Below are 14,440 nucleotides of genomic sequence, written 5' to 3'. Positions count from 1 at the left end.
CTTCGGCTTTACTCCTTGATGACCGCCTCGGGGTGATCGCGGTCGATGATGGTGTGTTGGGTGATGGTGGCGTTGAAGTAGCGTTGCACGAGAGTGGCGAACTCATCCAGCGCGGCGCGGAGGTCGTCTGTGCGGGCGGGGTCGACGTTCTCTATGATGAGGAATGCGTTCGCCGAATCGTCAGTGAGTGCGGTGCGCTTGCCGTCGCGCCAGTTCCAGCAGCGGCAGACGGCACCCACGTTGTCGCAGTAGCAAAGCTCACCGGGCAGGGTGGGGTCTTCGTCCTCTTCGCCGAGGGGCAGAAACGCGTCGCCGCCTTCGGTGATGCCCAGCCTGAGGTCGCCGTCAAGCGCATCCAGGTCCTCGCCGCCCACGGGGAAGGCGTACTTGAGCGAAATGGCGTTGTACACGTCCACCGACGGCGTGATGGAGCCCACAGGGTTGCCCTTCAGTACGCGCTTGAGCAGGTTCTCCACTGAGCTGCGCGCACCCTTCTTCGTCTTGAACTGCTGGTAGGCCTCGCGCCAGGCGCGCACGGGCTCGTTTTCGGAGATGGTGTTGCTGGTGAGATAGCTGTTCGCGTGCTCGTTCGCCTCGTGCAAAAGCTTTGCGATGGCGGCCGCGTCGTCGGGCGGTATCGCGCTCGCTGGCTTCATGCCGCGCGCCACCATGATGCCAATTGAGGCGTGGGGGAATAGCTCCCAAAATGAATCGTCCGCAATGAATTTCTGCATGGTGTCCTCCTTACAAAAAAGCATGCGACCTCCCTCGTCTTCTCAGGCCTAACGATGAGGGTGCGCATGCTTTGCGTCTCGATCTACCCGGCGGCAGATAATTCTCTGAGATTTGTTCGGCAGGGTACTACGCTTGGCGGCGCTGGTCAAGGTGGTATTTGCTGGTGGCGACCCGGCCCCGTGGAGGCTTTGCGTCATATATCACCAGATCAGGCACCGTATTTTCTCGCTGAAACTCCATGGTCTGTTCGCTTGCGCAGCCGGTTATTCTGTGCGAACATGTGTTCCCTATGAAGGAATGCGGCGTGCGGAAGAAGGCGGGGCGTATGGCGACGGCGACAGCAACAGCAACAGCGACAGTGGCGGATGCAGGTGCAATCTATGAGACGTTCGGCGGGTGCGTGATTGGCTCGCCGGGAGGCATTGACATGCACCGCGTGATTCTCCATTCGGACATGAACGCGTTTTATGCGAGCGTTGAACAGGCCGAACGCCCGGAGTTGCGCGGGGTGCCGCTGGTGGTGGGCGGGCATGAGGAAACGCGCCACGGCATTGTGCTGGCGAAGAGCGCCCAGGCCAAGGCCGCCGGCGTGAAAACGGGCGAGGCGCTGTGGGAGGCGCGCGCGAAGTGCCCGGGGCTGGTGGTGGTGCCACCGCGCTACGACGTGTACCAGCGCTATTCGGCTCTGGCGCGGCGCATCTACTACCAGTACACCGACCTCGTGGAGCCGTTTGGCCTCGACGAATGTTGGATCGACCTCACCGGTGCGCTCGCCCTGTCCACCCGCGCGCCGCTCGATGTGGCGCGCGAGATCAGCCAACGCATGAAAGACGAGTTGGGTTGCACCGTGTCCGTTGGGGTGTCGTGGAACAAGGTGTTCGCGAAATTCGGCAGCGACCTGCGCAAACCCGACGCCGTTACCGCTATCACGCCGGAGAATTACCAGCAGCTGGTGTGGAAGGCACCGGTGGGGGAGCTTCTCTACGTGGGGCGGGCGACGCGCGCCAAGCTGCATTCGTCGGGCGTCGACACCGTGGGGGACTTGGCGTGCGCCTCGCCCGAACTGTTGCGTCGTCGGTTGGGGAAGGTGGGCCTCGTGCTGCGCGCCTTTGCACGCGGCGAGGATGCGACGCCGGTGAAGCCTTTCGACCCCACGCGCAACGAGGTGGATCGCACGGTGAAAAGCTTCGGCAACGGACTCACCTGCCCGCACGACATCGTGTGCGCCGCCGACGCGAAGGCGCTCATCTATTTGCTGGCGGAATCGGTGGCGCAGCGGCTGCGTGAGGCGCGCTTTCGGGCATCCACCGTGTCCATTGGCGTGCGCGACGCCCACGACTTAACCAGCTATGGCCGCCAGACCACGCTGCCGCGCGCCACAAACACGACGGGCCAGATAGCGCGTATGGCCTGGGAGCTGCTGTCGGCCAATGAACCGCTCGACGAGGAACATCCCCTGCGCGGCCTGCATGTGCGCGCGTCCAACCTGGAGCCCATGGACGCGCCACAACAGCTTGACCTGGGTTTTGACGCGCGTCGTCGCGTCTTGGAGGACCTGGACGAAACCATTGATGACCTGCGCCGTCGCTTCGGCAACACCTGCATCCAGCGCGGCGTGGAGCTGATGGACGAAAGCCTGCTGGATTTGGACGTGAAGCGCGACAACGTGGTGCACCCGGTGGGCTACTTCTAGTTCTCGCCGTCACCTGCGGAAAGGGCGAAGGGGGAGTGAGCGAACATGGTGCAAGGCATCGCGGGTAGGCGCAAGCGGTATGTGGAAGTGGAAGCCGAGTTTTTGAGCGACGGAGTTATTGTTCCCCGTGCTGTGATGTGGCACGACGGACGGCGGTTTCCGGTGCGCGCGGTGCTGGGCATGCGGCGCTGCGCCTCGCTTAAGGTGGGCGGCGAGGGCGTGCGCTACGACGTGCTGGTGGGTCACGCGCGCACGTTCCTCTTCCACGAGGGCCCGCGCTGGTTCGTGGAAGAGATCGTGCCGGAAGGGGAGGGGCCGGGCGCTGGGCCGGATGCGGCTGCGGGACAGGAGTGCTCCGCAGCACGCGAGTGCTACAGCGGGCACTCGTAGAGGGCAGTGGCCAATGTCGGGTCGATGTGCAGGTAGAAGCGCGGGTACTCGCCCACGCACACAAAGCCGCAGGATTCGTAGAGCCCGCGCCCGCGCGCGTTCGTGGTGAACGTGTCCAGGCGCACGGCCTTCTTTCCCGCCGCCCGGGCTGCGTCAATGCTGGCGCTCACCAGCTGGCGCGCGAACCCGCGACCATGGAAGGCTGAAAGCGTGCCCACCACGTGCAGCACGGCCACTTCGTCGGGGGCTGCGTCCACCTGCCACGCACCCCGCTCGTAGCCTTCGTCCGCCTCGCTGTTCATGATGAGCGCGCACGCAAGCCGCGAGGCACCTTCGGCGCGGGCGGCATCCGGGTCGTCCGCGTCCAGCACGCCAACGTAGGTTTCACCTGCGGCAACCGACGCGCGCAAAAATGCTGGCGAAGGGTGCACGTCGTGCTCCCATAGCACGTCGAAGTCCGCCCCGCGCATCTCGTCAATCATGCGCGTGTAGAGCGCCACCACTTGTTCGGCTTCGTCGTTTCGCGCCTTCCGCACCGTCAGCATGCACGCACCATCCTTACTCGTTTCGTCAGTGAAAGTGAAAATGATACCGCATTTGGGGCGCTTGGTGAGGCGTTGTGCGGGTTCGCCATTCTCGCGGTTTGCTGACGGCAGCGTCACCCCGTGCGTCTTACGCGCGGGTGGGGCGTATACTGCGCCTTGAAACGAACGGACGCGGCAAGGAGGCGCCATGGCGCAGACGGGTATCGCCGCTCAAAGCGGTTCTCTCATCGGCGGACACGTCGCGCTGGTGGCGTGCACGATTTTCTACCTGGCGTGGTGGCTCATCTTCTTCAACCCGCGCGCGCCGAAGGCGACGGGTGTGCTGTACGGCATCGGCGTCGGGTGCATTGTGGTGGCGGCCGTGGTTGGCATAGCGGGCGTGGTGCTGGCGGTGCGGGGAATTGGCGGCCTGGCCCCGTCTATGACGCGGGGCGTGCCCGTGTTGGCCATCGCGGCGGGAGGCGTGCTGGCGTATATCGCGCTCGTGTTCGTGACAACGCGCTTCTTCCACCGTCCGGTCACGACGGAGCTCATCCTGTTCACCGCGTGGCTCACGCTTGAACTGGCGGTACTCGACGCGCTCTACGGTGCAGGAGCCCTGGGCGCGTTGGAGGCGGCGCTGCTCGCAGTGCTGGTGGCAGTAGTGATGGTAGGCTGCCTCGTCTGCTACATCTTCTACTTCAACCTCGCCCCCTTCCCCTCCTTCATAGCCGGCACCATCCCCCTCGCCGCCGTAGGAGTAACCGCCGCCATCCTGGCCACCGCTATTGCGCTAGCGTGAGGCGACGCGAAGCGTAAACGCGTTCGAGGTGCTCCTGAACAGGCATGACAACCACTGGTTGGCAGAAGAGATGCGAGAAAAGCATCCGGAGGTTGGTTGCGGCGGCCGCACTTTGCGTGCATGCTGTGAGTGAAAGCTAAAGCAGCGGGCGAACGAGAGGGGCGCGATCATGGGATTCCGAGAGAACCTTCAATATTTGCGTGGAACGCGCGACATGAGTCAAACGGAGTTGGCGCAGCTACTTGGCGTGAGCCGTCAGTCGGTGGCGAAGTGGGAAGCCGAGAAGAGCTATCCCGAAATGGATAAGCTTATTGCCATCTGCGATCTCTTCGAGTGCACGCTGGACGAGTTAGTGCGCAGGGATTTAACGGGGAGCAAAAGCGAACTTGTTGTGCGTGAAGCTGGGGCGAAAGTCAACGCTGAAGTTGCGCGCGAAGACGAAACCGAGGACGAAACTGCGCCTGAGGTTGAGCCAACCGCCAACGTCACGTCTACTGATACCTGGGGCTATGACGAACACATGCGCCGCCGCGCGTGGGATTATGCTGTTGGTTTGGCGGCGGTTGTGTTGTCGATAGGGGTGGGGCTGTTCGTTTCGCACTCTGACCTGGTCACAGGGCTGGTGCCGTTCTTTATTGCTATGGGTGCGGGTGTTGGTGTGGCACTTCTTCTCATGGTGCCGGGCTATACAGGGCATCAACTATTTATGCGTGAGCACCCGCGCATCGAGGACTTCTACACGGCCGAGCAGAAATCCGAAGCACGTCGGAGGAAAGCATTTGGTATCGCAGGTGGGGTTGTGCTGGCGATTGCAGGTTTGAACATGCCGGGGTTGTTCAGTGTGTTCCATATGCAGACATTCTCATCGCTGGGGTTGTTTCTGTGTCTGGCGGCGGCTGCGGGATTACTGGCGTACGCCATCATGATGGATCATCGCATCGACGTGACCCGCTACAACGCCGCCGCTCCCACGATGACCGCCGAGGACCACTAGGCAGGGAGTAGTGGAGAGCAGCCACCCGCGCGAAAAAGTGTGACGCGCTTCGCGCTACCGATTACGCCAAGGGACATTCGGCTTCCTAGCATTATGACGAGGGCATTCGCTCAGGATGACAGAGAGGCGCTAGCTTCGTGTCGCGACTCCGAGTGCTCAGGATAGCAAGGTTACGAACGCGCTGATTCTTGTTCCCGGAGTATGCAGGCGGTGAGATACGCGGCGTCCCTGATGCAGTCGTTGCAGGTGCAGAGGAGGTGGGTTGTGGTGGTGCCTTTGAGTTCGGGGCAGAGGGTGGAGCCGTTCTTTTCGCGGAAAGCGGTAACCAGCTGGCGCACCAGGTGGTAGGTGGCCGCTTTGCTCGTGCGCTCGGCAATGCCGCTGCTGTTGGCCAGCCCCAGAATGAGCGCGCCGCCCGTGAGTGCGCCACAGGTTTCGGTGAGGCCGCCCAGACCAGCCCCGAGCGCCTCGGCTGCGCGGAAGCAAGTATCCTCATCAGCCCCAACGAGCGGCGCGAGTGTGCAGGCAACACACTGTGCACAGTTGCATTTTGCGGCATGCATCTCGACGGCCTGCGCGGCGAGCGCTTCGGGATCGATCGGTTCCATGGACTCCCCTTCTTAATAGGTATAGCCATCATAGCAAACTGCAAGGCTCCGGTTGGCGGATAGCGGGGCTATAATGGCGGCATGTTTTGGAGAAAGGGAAATGTTCATGATTGTGCTTGCTGTTGTTCTTGCGCTGATCGCGGTGCTGGTAGTGGTGTTGGTGGTGAATGCGGTGCGCCTGAAGCCCACGCCGGTGGGCGACCCGCTGCCGCCCTCTGACGTGCGTGGCGATGACGCGGCGGTTGCGCGCTTCCAGGAAATGCTGCGTTGCCCTACGGTGTGGGACTTGCGCAACCCCAACGCCGACCGCTCCGCGTTCGACGAGTTCGTGCCGCTCTTGCGTCGCCTGTACCCGCGCGTGTTCGACGCGCTTGAACTGGAACTTGTCGACGGCTACGGCATCGCGCTTCTGTGGAAGGGCGCCGACCGCGACCTTGCGCCTGTGGTGCTGATGGCGCACCACGACGTGGTAAGCGCGAACGCGGACGAGTGGACGCACGACCCCTTCGCGGCTGAGATCGCCGACAACGCCATCTATGCGCGCGGCGCGGTGGACACGAAATGCATCTGGGCGGGCCTGCTGGAAGCGACCGAGAAACTGCTGGCCGAGGGCTATGTGCCGCCGCGCGATGTGTATCTGTTCTCGTCGAATACCGAAGAGGACGGCGGCGACACCACGCCGCACTTCGTGCAACTGCTGCAAGAGCGCGGGCGCGTGCCGTATATGGTGCTTGACGAGGGTGGTGCGGTCATCGACAATCCGCCGCTTGGCATACAGGGCCAGTTCGCCGTCGTGGGCGTGGCCGAAAAAGGCATCTTCAACACACATATTACTACGAGCGCAGAAGGTGGCCACGCAGCTACGCCGTCGCTCAAGGATGCCACGGCGAAGCTTATCTCCGGTCTTGACGGGCTGCAAAAGAACCCGCCCACCTCGAAGCTGTCCGCCCCGGTGGCGGCCATGCTCCGCGAGTTGGCCGCGCGCGGCGGCTTCGGGTTGCGTCTTGTGTTCGGCAACCTGTGGCTCTTCCGGCCGCTTGTCATTCGCATCATGCAGGGCAACTCCGAGACGGCCGCCATGGTGCGCACCACCTACGCGCTCACGCAGCTTGAGGGCAGCCCGGCGCACAATATTATTCCGAAGCGGGCGCGCGCCACGGTGAACGTGCGCGTTGACCCTGGTGAGACGGTGGACATAGCCACCCAGCGCATCAAGGATCGCTTCGACGATCGCACCACCTACGAGTTGTTCGAGGTCAGTGAGCCGTCACCCATCGCGCCCTTCGACGGCGACCCGGCGTTTGACTACCTGCGCCGCGTCATCGCGAGCGTGTACCCCACGGCCGGCATCGCGCCCTACGTACAATCCAGCTGCTCCGACGCGCGCCACTTCCACCGCGTGTGCTCGCGCACGTACCGCTTTGCGGGCATCTTGTTCGCGGGCGATTCGCGCTCGCGCATCCATGGGCAGGACGAACGCTTGGATGTGGACGCGTACCTGCGCGGCATCGGCTTCTACACGGAATTCATTCGTCACCTCAACCTGCTGGGAAAGTGAGACACCATGGCTGACACGAAAGCACCCGCCACTGCGAGTGCAAGCACCGGCGCGACCGCGGGCGCAAACACAGGCGCGCCGCACGGCAAGTTCTTCTTCGGCTGGTGGATAGTGGCAGGCGGCCTGCTCATCATGGCCACCTGCTACACGGTGTTTGTGAACTGCATTCCGCTCTTCCAGACGCACATCGTGCGCGACCTGGGGCTTACGGTGGGGCAGTTCAACACGGGCGTGTCCATCACCACGGTGGTGGCGGTGTTCGCATCGCTCGTCATCGGGCGGCTTACCGACAAATGCTCGGCGCGCGTGCTGGGCACGGTGACGGTGCTCACCAGCTCAATTGTGCTGGTGGGGCTCTCGTTTATCACGGCCGTGTGGCAGCTGTATCTGCTGTGCGTGGTGGCCGGCATGGTGGTGGTGGCCGGCACGCGCCTTTTGGTGTCGGTGGTCATTTCGAACTGGTTCACGCTCAAGCGCGGGCTGGCGGTATCCATTGCGCTGTCGGGTTCGGGCATTGGCGGCGTGCTGCTTTCGCCCGCCACCAGCGCCATGATTGAAGCGTCCGGCTGGCGCGCGGCGTTTCTGCTGCTGGCAGTGGTGTGCCTCGTGGCGGCGCTTCCGCTGGTGCTGGCCACGTTCAGCACGCGCCCGAGCGACCGCGGGCTTCTGCCTTACGGCGCAGGCCAAGAGGAGTAGACGAAGGCCGATCGTTCGCCCGACAAGCCCGTCACCGTATCGGTGGGGTGGAAAACCCTGCGCAAAAGCGTCGCGTTTTGGCTGCTCGTTGTGGGGTTTGTGGCCATGGGCATCACGAACGGCTGCATCATCACGAACTCTATTGCCAACATGACCAGTGTCACCGTGGGTGGCACCGAGGTGGTCACGGGTGGACACTCCACCCTCTGGGCCGGCAGCGTGTGGTCGTTCTACCTGGCCGTGGTCATCGTGGCGAAGGTGGCGCTCGGGGCTATCTATGACCGTTGGGGTATGCGCACGGGCACCATCCTTGGCACTATCACGTCGGCGCTGGCTGGCGTCATGTTGCTGTTCCCGACCACCGACTGGGGCCCCATTCTGGCCTGCCTTTTCTTCGGATTCGCCACGTGCATGGGCACGGTGGCGCCGCCCATCATGGTGGTGAAGGAGTACGGGAAGAAAGACCTCGGCACCATGACGGGTATCGTGACAGCGTTTGAACTGCTGGGAGCCGCGGTGGGCGCGGTGCTGTCGGGCGTGATGTTCGACGCATTTCTGTCGTTCGCGCCGGTGTGGATCATGGTGATTGTGGCCAGCGTGGTCATGGGTGTGGCGCTGCTTGCGTCCATCCCCGCCGCGCGTCGCCTGGTGGAGCGCCGCCGCGCCGAGGGCGCGCCGGAACTGGACGCGGAAGGGTTCGAAATCGCGGCATAACGCGTGCGCCCCGGGCGTGTGGGCGTGCCGTGCACCCCGCGCCGCACGCCCGCGGGGCGCTGTCGCCGCGCGCCCACACCCCGCGCCGCAACCTCCTTTCGAAAACCATCATTTGTTCGAACAACGCTGCCGCGGTTGCTGGTATGATGGCAACGACACAAGCGAGCGCATCTACAACTGATTCGAGGCACAAGATATGGCATTCGTCCATTTGCATAACCATACCGAATATTCCCTGCTCGACGGGGCAACGCACGTCAAAGACATGGTGCGACGCGCGGCTGACCTGGGCATGCCAGCGGTCGCCATCTCTGACCACGGCGTGATGTCGGGCGTGCCGGAGCTTTGCGACGCGTGCGACGCCGTGGAGAAGGAAACGGGCAAGCGCGTGAAGCCCATCTACGGCTGCGAGGTGTACTTCACCACCGACGAGGAACTCAAGCGCGATGGCAAGCCGAAGCTCTATCACCTGCTGCTGCTGGCGAAAACCAACGAGGGGTATCACAACCTGTTGCGCCTCGTCAGCGAGTCGCACGTCGACAACTTCTACTACAAGCCGCGCACGACGTTCTCCATGCTGGAAAAGTATGGCAAGGGCATCATTGGCTCGTCGGCCTGTATCGCGGGCATCATCCCGAAGCTGCTGGATAACCGCCAGTTTGACGACGCCGTGGCCTGGGCAAAAAAGTTCGCCAGCTGCTTTGAGCCGGGCGACTTCTACATCGAGCTGCAAAACCAGGGCATCCGTACCGACGGCGGCCTCACGCAAAACGAACTCAACCACCAGCTGACCGACGTTGCGCGTGCGGCGGGCCTCAAGACCATCGCCACGAACGACTTCCACTACCTCACGCGCGAGGACGCACGCGCCCAGGACATCATGCTGTGCATCGGCACGGGCTCGGCTATGAACGATGCCAACCGCATGCGCTTTGAGAACGACCAGTTCTACATGAAGACCGAAGAGGAAATGCGCGAGGCTATGCGCGACTTCCCGGAGGCGTGCGACACCACGGTGGAAGTGGCCGAAAAGGTGAACGTGGTGCTGGAGCGCGACTCCATCTTGCCGCGTTTCCCCTTGCCCGAGGGCGAAACCGAGGAGAGCTACTTCCGCAAGCGCGTACAGGAAGGCCTGGTCAAGCGCTATGGCGACCCAGTGCCGCAGGACGCGCAAGAGCGCGCCGAATACGAGATGAGCGTCATCATCCAGCAGGGCTTCCCGGCCTACTTCCTCATCGTGCAGGAATACATCGAATGGGCGCGTAGCCAGGGCATTGGTGTTGGCCCGGGCCGTGGTTCGGCCGCAGGCGCTATCGTGGCGTACGCCATGGGCATTACCGACCTTGACCCGCTGTCCAACGGCCTGCTGTTCGAGCGCTTCCTGTCGCCCGAGCGCGTGGAGATGCCCGATATCGACGTCGACTTCGAGGATGAACGCCGCCAAGAAGTTATCGAACACATTAAAGAAGTGTACGGCGAAGACCACGTATCAGGCGTTATCACCTTCGGCAAGCTCCAGGCGAAAAACGCCGTGCGCGACGCCGCGCGTGTGCTGGACTACCCCTACAGCACGGGTGACAAAATTACGAAGATGATTGGTGATGAGTTGGGCATCACCATTGACAAGGCGCTCGACACGAACCCCGACCTCAAGAAGGCTTACGAAACCGAAGAGGACGTGAAGGCTGTCATCGACGCCGCGAAGTCCATCGAAGGTCACGTGCGCGGCGAGGGCGTGCACGCATGCGCCACCATCATCTGCCGCGACCCCATGAGCGACCACGTGCCCATGAAGCGCGACACCAAGGGCGGCGGCATCATCACGCAGTACGATGGCCACTACACGCCGGAGTTGGGCCTGCTGAAAATGGACTTCCTCGGTCTACGTACGCTGGGTGTGCTGTCGCGCGCGTGTCGCAACATTGAGGCGCGCTACGGCACGAAGGTTATCCCCGAGGAAATTCCCATCGACGACGAGGGTGCCTTCGAACTCATGCGCTCCGGCAACATGGACGGCCTGTTCCAGGTGGAGGGCGCGCTGTACGTGAGCCTGTTCGCCCGCCTTCCCCCGCGCCGCTTCTCCGACATCGTGGCTTCCATCGCGCTGAACCGCCCGGGCCCCCTGGAGTCCGGCATGGTGGACGACTACGTAAAAGTGGCCAGCGGCAAAACCTCCATCCACTACTACGACGAGCGCCTTCGCCCCATCTTGGAGGAAACGTACGGCACCATGGTCTACCAAGAGCAGATCATGCAGATATCTATGGCCATGAGCGGTTTCTCGGCGGGCAAGGCCGACAAGCTGCGCAAGGCCATGGGTAAGAAAAAACTCGACGTCATGCGTGGGTTGCAGGAAGACTGGAACACGGGCGCGGTGGAGAACGGCTATTCGCTGGAAATTGCAAAGCAGATCTGGGACGACGCTGAGAAGTTCGCTAAGTACGCGTTCAACAAATCGCACTCGGCCGCGTACGCCATTCTGGTTATGCGTACGGCGTATTTGAAGGCGCACTATCCGAACGACTTCATGGCCGCTGTGCTGTCCAGCTACATGGGCAACACCGACCGCCTCATTCGCTACATTGCCAGCTGCAACCACAACGGCACGCCGGTGCTGCCGCCGGACATCAACTCGTCGAATGCGGAATTCACGCCGGTTGACGAGGGCATTCGCTTCGGCCTGGTGGGTGTGCGCGGCGTGGGTAAAAACGTTGCGGATGAAATTATTGCCGAGCGCGAGGCGAACGGCCCGTTCACGTCGCTGCACGACTTTGTGAGCCGTCTCGATTCGAAGTGCTACAACCGCAAGACGCTTGAAGCGCTCATCAAGGGCGGGGCGTTCGACTCAACCGGCTACACGCGCAAGCAGCTTATGTACTTCGTGGACGAAACGCTGCTGCTGGAAAGCGCATCGAAGCGCCAAAAGGACCGCGACCGCGGGCAGGTGTCCATGTTCGACCTGTTCGGCGATGACCCGGATTCCGGCTTCGACGAGGAAGTGCCCGAGCCCGACGGCGTGGAATGGCCCAAGCGCCAGCTGTTGTCTTACGAGAAGGAGATCATGAAGATCTACGTCTCGGACCACCCGCTGCGCCCGTATGAGGGCACCATCTCGCGCATGACGAAATACCAGCTGGGCGACTTGGCCGAGCGCACCAAGGAGATCAAATCCGCCGTGTTTGTGGGTATGATTTCCGGCGTGGTGACGAAGCTCACGAAGCGCGGCACCAAGATGGCCACGTTCACCCTGGAGGACACCACCGGACACGTCGAGTGCATCTGCTTCAAGTATGACGAGAATGCCGAGGCCATCCAAGAGGATGCCATCGTAAAGGTGAAGGGCAAGTTCGAGCACAACGACCGCGGCAACCAGATTATGGCGTTCGAGGTGGAGGCCATCGAACTCTCCGAGGCCGATGCGCGCCCCTCACACCTGGAGCTGAAGGTGTCGTCGGCCGACTTCAACCAGAACACCTCGCAGCGCCTCAACCGCATTTTGCGCTCCTATCCGGGACGCGACGGCGTGGTGCTGTTCGTGAGCCAGAGCGACGGTCGCAAGTTCCGCGCTGAACTGCCTGTTTCCGTGGACGCGCGCAGCGCGGTGATGTTGGCCGAGATTCAAGATTTGTTCGGCGCTCCCATCTGGAAGGCGTCGTAGGGCAGCCCTACTCGCACGGGGCGGTTTTGCAAGTAAACAATTTGGCAAGCGCATGAGGGCCCGGCCTTGCGGTCGGGCCCGGTTCGTTTATGATGGCGGCTATGAATACAGAAACCATTTCACATACCCCCGCCGCTTCGGCGGAAGGTCAGCGCAACCACACGCTTGCGCTGACGGTCTCGTACAACGGCGCTCCGTTCAGCGGTTTTGCGCGCCAACCGGGCCAACTTACCGTGCAGGGCGATTTGGAAGACGCCCTGCGCCTGCTGTTCAAGCGCGACGTGGAAACCACGTGCGCCGGCCGCACCGACGCCGGCGTGCACGCGCTCGGCCAGGTGGTGAGCTTCGACGTGGACGACGTCGATATTGCCGGTCGGTCGCTGCCCAGCCTGCGGCGCTCCCTCAACGCGCTCACGCACGACGGCATTACCGTGCGCGAGGTGGAGCCAAAAAAGCTCGGCTTCTCGGCGCGCTTCGACGCTCAGGCGCGTGAGTACCACTACCACCTGTGTGTGGACAGCACGAGTCCCATCTTCATGAAGGACTTCTCCTGGTTCATCCCCGGCGGTCTGGACGTGACGGCCATGGAAGAGGCCTCGCGCCACCTGCTGGGCGAGCATGATTTCAAAAGTTTTTGTATGGCGGCCTCTGCGGAAGGTAAGCCCACGAATCGCAACGTGCGTGAGATATCATTTCACCCCGAGACGGTGATGGGCGAAAATATCATGGCCATCAAGGTGGTGGGCAATGCGTTTTTGCACTCCATGGTGCGCACGATGGTGGGCACGCTCGTCATGGTGGGGAAGGGCCAGCGCAAGCCGGGCTGGGTGGCTGAGGTGCTTGAGGCCCGCGACCGCCAGGCGGCAGGAGAAAACGCACCCGCCCAGGGACTGGTGTTTTGGCGCGTAATCTACTGATGGGCCTGGTATACTGGGGTGTCGCATTTTAGATACCCGCAGCAGAGGGAGAGGCTTCATGGTGTTCGGAAACAGCCCGGAGAAGCGCATCGCGCGCGAGGCTGATAAGGTGGCATCGCTCAAAGAGGACCTGGATGCCCTCTCGTGGTCGCGCGTACTTGACATTGGGAAGCTTCTGCAAACGGGCCGCGGCGACGCGTCCGACTTGGGCACGGAGCTGGTTTCCATCGCGCAGTCGAACATCTCGCTGGCGAATCGCCTGGGTGTTGCCCCTGCGTCAGAGAACCTGGTGATGGCCTCGGGTATTGAGGTGCTTGAAGGCGGCTTGGCTGAAGCGGCTGCTGAAAACCCCACGCCCACCGAGGTGGCGGCCAGTGGGTCTGTTGCGTATGTGGTTGCTGCGCCGGTGGAGACTGCTGCGCCGGCGAACGCGCCTGTGACGGCGAACGTACCTGCGCCGCGCGAGGTGAGCGCGGATGTTGAGGAAGAGACGTTCGACCCGCAAGGGCCTACTGCGGGAGTGGTGTTGCGCTCGATGACTGACCTGCCGTGCGTGCTGCCGCCGCTACCCAACTTGCAGGAGAAGCCTGCGGAAGCGACGATGGGGGAGTTGGCTGAGCCGGAAGTGGTGGCTGCTGAGGTGGCTGTGGTTGCTTCGGAGCAAGAGACAGTGCCAGTTACAGAGCCTGTGGCCGAGCCGGAGATGGTGGTTGTGCCGGAGCCTGCGACAGCATCCGAACCTGCTCCTGAACCTGAGCCGACACCCGTGTCGACGCCGCCCATGATAGATCCTGATGATACAGCACCCCTGCCTGTGGTGGTAGCTTCTCCCGCTGCTGACCCAGCCATAAACGAGGTTGTTCCCGCCGAAACCCCTGTTTCTGAGCCTGTTGCGCCAGTTCCTGAGCAGCAGGAGGTTCCCTGCGCTGCGCCGGAGCCTGAACAGCCCACCGATGTTCCGTCCGTACCTGAGCGATTCTCGCGCTTCCGCAACCTCTACGAAAGTCGCGACGGTAGCCTCTGCGTTTTCGAAGACGAGCACGGCCACCTCGTTGCCGTGGATGCCTCAAAACTCGCCTAGCGGAATTCCCTTCACAGGTACCCCGTAGGGCAAGGGTTCTACCCTTGCCGCACTCCCGCTCCACAAAAGT

General features: G+C 62.6%; 13 protein-coding genes. 10 read left to right on the top strand and 3 right to left on the bottom strand.

Annotated elements, in window-relative coordinates; genetic code table 11:
* Window positions 1-8 precede the first annotated feature (8 nt).
* Window positions 9-734 carry a B3/B4 domain-containing protein gene (locus tag QNJ86_RS13530; RefSeq protein WP_283833178.1) on the bottom strand — a complete coding sequence of 242 codons (726 nt, stop codon included), beginning with the start codon at window positions 732-734 and terminating at the stop codon, window positions 9-11.
* A 326-nt stretch (window positions 735-1,060) separates the two neighbouring features.
* Between QNJ86_RS13530 and QNJ86_RS13525 the strand changes: the two genes are divergently transcribed.
* The gene (locus QNJ86_RS13525; protein ID WP_283833177.1) at window positions 1,061-2,428 is read left to right on the top strand and encodes a Y-family DNA polymerase; all 1,368 of its coding nucleotides are present in this window, start codon (window positions 1,061-1,063) and stop codon (window positions 2,426-2,428) included.
* Between the two features lie 45 nt (window positions 2,429-2,473).
* Entirely contained in the window at window positions 2,474-2,818 is a 345-nt protein-coding gene (locus QNJ86_RS13520; RefSeq protein ID WP_283833176.1) for an outer dense fiber protein 1, read from the top strand.
* Here the strand turns inward: QNJ86_RS13520 and QNJ86_RS13515 are convergent.
* Window positions 2,800-3,363 (bottom strand): GNAT family N-acetyltransferase, encoded by a 564-nt coding sequence (locus QNJ86_RS13515; protein ID WP_283833175.1) that lies wholly within the window; start codon window positions 3,361-3,363, stop codon window positions 2,800-2,802. The genes QNJ86_RS13520 and QNJ86_RS13515 overlap by 19 nt on opposite strands.
* A 187-nt stretch (window positions 3,364-3,550) precedes the next feature.
* Here QNJ86_RS13515 and QNJ86_RS13510 point away from each other — a divergent pair, with 187 nt between their 5' ends.
* Window positions 3,551-4,144, top strand: coding sequence for a hypothetical protein (locus tag QNJ86_RS13510; protein WP_283833174.1), 594 nt, complete (start codon window positions 3,551-3,553; stop codon window positions 4,142-4,144).
* A 169-nt stretch (window positions 4,145-4,313) separates the two neighbouring features.
* On the top strand, window positions 4,314-5,138 hold the full coding sequence (locus QNJ86_RS13505; RefSeq protein ID WP_283833173.1) for a helix-turn-helix transcriptional regulator: 825 nt from the start codon (window positions 4,314-4,316) through the stop codon (window positions 5,136-5,138).
* Between the two features lie 170 nt (window positions 5,139-5,308).
* Here QNJ86_RS13505 and QNJ86_RS13500 read toward each other — a convergent pair whose 3' ends face one another.
* The gene (locus QNJ86_RS13500) at window positions 5,309-5,746 is read right to left on the bottom strand and encodes a C-GCAxxG-C-C family protein (protein ID WP_283833172.1); all 438 of its coding nucleotides are present in this window, start codon (window positions 5,744-5,746) and stop codon (window positions 5,309-5,311) included.
* A gap of 106 nt (window positions 5,747-5,852) precedes the next feature.
* Here QNJ86_RS13500 and QNJ86_RS13495 point away from each other — a divergent pair, with 106 nt between their 5' ends.
* From QNJ86_RS13495 to QNJ86_RS13470, 6 genes are all read left to right on the top strand, one after another.
* Window positions 5,853-7,304 carry a M20/M25/M40 family metallo-hydrolase gene (locus QNJ86_RS13495; RefSeq protein ID WP_283833171.1) on the top strand — a complete coding sequence of 484 codons (1,452 nt, stop codon included), beginning with the start codon at window positions 5,853-5,855 and terminating at the stop codon, window positions 7,302-7,304.
* A 6-nt stretch (window positions 7,305-7,310) separates the two neighbouring features.
* On the top strand, window positions 7,311-8,000 hold the full coding sequence (locus QNJ86_RS13490) for an MFS transporter (protein ID WP_283833170.1): 690 nt from the start codon (window positions 7,311-7,313) through the stop codon (window positions 7,998-8,000).
* A 42-nt stretch (window positions 8,001-8,042) separates the two neighbouring features.
* Complete coding sequence (locus tag QNJ86_RS13485) at window positions 8,043-8,714, top strand: MFS transporter (protein ID WP_283833169.1); 672 nt, start codon at window positions 8,043-8,045, stop codon at window positions 8,712-8,714.
* A gap of 196 nt (window positions 8,715-8,910) precedes the next feature.
* Complete coding sequence (gene dnaE / locus QNJ86_RS13480) at window positions 8,911-12,372, top strand: DNA polymerase III subunit alpha (RefSeq protein WP_283833168.1); 3,462 nt, start codon at window positions 8,911-8,913, stop codon at window positions 12,370-12,372.
* Between the two features lie 101 nt (window positions 12,373-12,473).
* Window positions 12,474-13,289: a tRNA pseudouridine(38-40) synthase TruA gene (truA, locus tag QNJ86_RS13475; RefSeq protein WP_283833167.1), complete on the top strand. Its 816-nt coding sequence runs from the start codon at window positions 12,474-12,476 to the stop codon at window positions 13,287-13,289.
* 58 nt (window positions 13,290-13,347) lie between these two features.
* Window positions 13,348-14,370: a hypothetical protein gene (locus QNJ86_RS13470; protein ID WP_283833166.1), complete on the top strand. Its 1,023-nt coding sequence runs from the start codon at window positions 13,348-13,350 to the stop codon at window positions 14,368-14,370.
* Window positions 14,371-14,440 lie beyond the last annotated feature (70 nt).

The organism is Gordonibacter faecis (assembly GCF_030077735.1).
Lineage (GTDB): Bacteria > Actinomycetota > Coriobacteriia > Coriobacteriales > Eggerthellaceae > Gordonibacter > Gordonibacter faecis.
The sequence above is the reverse complement of the archived record's forward strand: the minus strand, read 5'-3'. Positions and strand labels throughout refer to the sequence as shown.

Excerpts from the sequence above, each read along its gene's own strand:
- QNJ86_RS13530 (WP_283833178.1), bottom strand. The coding sequence starts at position 734 with ATGCAGAAATTCATTGCGGACGATTCATTTTGGGAGCTATTCCCCCAC.
- QNJ86_RS13525 (WP_283833177.1), top strand. The coding sequence starts at position 1,061 with ATGGCGACGGCGACAGCAACAGCAACAGCGACAGTGGCGGATGCAGGT.
- QNJ86_RS13520 (WP_283833176.1), top strand. The coding sequence starts at position 2,474 with ATGGTGCAAGGCATCGCGGGTAGGCGCAAGCGGTATGTGGAAGTGGAA.
- QNJ86_RS13515 (WP_283833175.1), bottom strand. The coding sequence starts at position 3,363 with ATGCTGACGGTGCGGAAGGCGCGAAACGACGAAGCCGAACAAGTGGTG.
- QNJ86_RS13510 (WP_283833174.1), top strand. The coding sequence starts at position 3,551 with ATGGCGCAGACGGGTATCGCCGCTCAAAGCGGTTCTCTCATCGGCGGA.
- QNJ86_RS13505 (WP_283833173.1), top strand. The coding sequence starts at position 4,314 with ATGGGATTCCGAGAGAACCTTCAATATTTGCGTGGAACGCGCGACATG.
- QNJ86_RS13500 (WP_283833172.1), bottom strand. The coding sequence starts at position 5,746 with ATGGAACCGATCGATCCCGAAGCGCTCGCCGCGCAGGCCGTCGAGATG.
- QNJ86_RS13495 (WP_283833171.1), top strand. The coding sequence starts at position 5,853 with ATGATTGTGCTTGCTGTTGTTCTTGCGCTGATCGCGGTGCTGGTAGTG.
- QNJ86_RS13490 (WP_283833170.1), top strand. The coding sequence starts at position 7,311 with ATGGCTGACACGAAAGCACCCGCCACTGCGAGTGCAAGCACCGGCGCG.
- dnaE (WP_283833168.1), top strand. The coding sequence starts at position 8,911 with ATGGCATTCGTCCATTTGCATAACCATACCGAATATTCCCTGCTCGAC.
- truA (WP_283833167.1), top strand. The coding sequence starts at position 12,474 with ATGAATACAGAAACCATTTCACATACCCCCGCCGCTTCGGCGGAAGGT.
- QNJ86_RS13470 (WP_283833166.1), top strand. The coding sequence starts at position 13,348 with ATGGTGTTCGGAAACAGCCCGGAGAAGCGCATCGCGCGCGAGGCTGAT.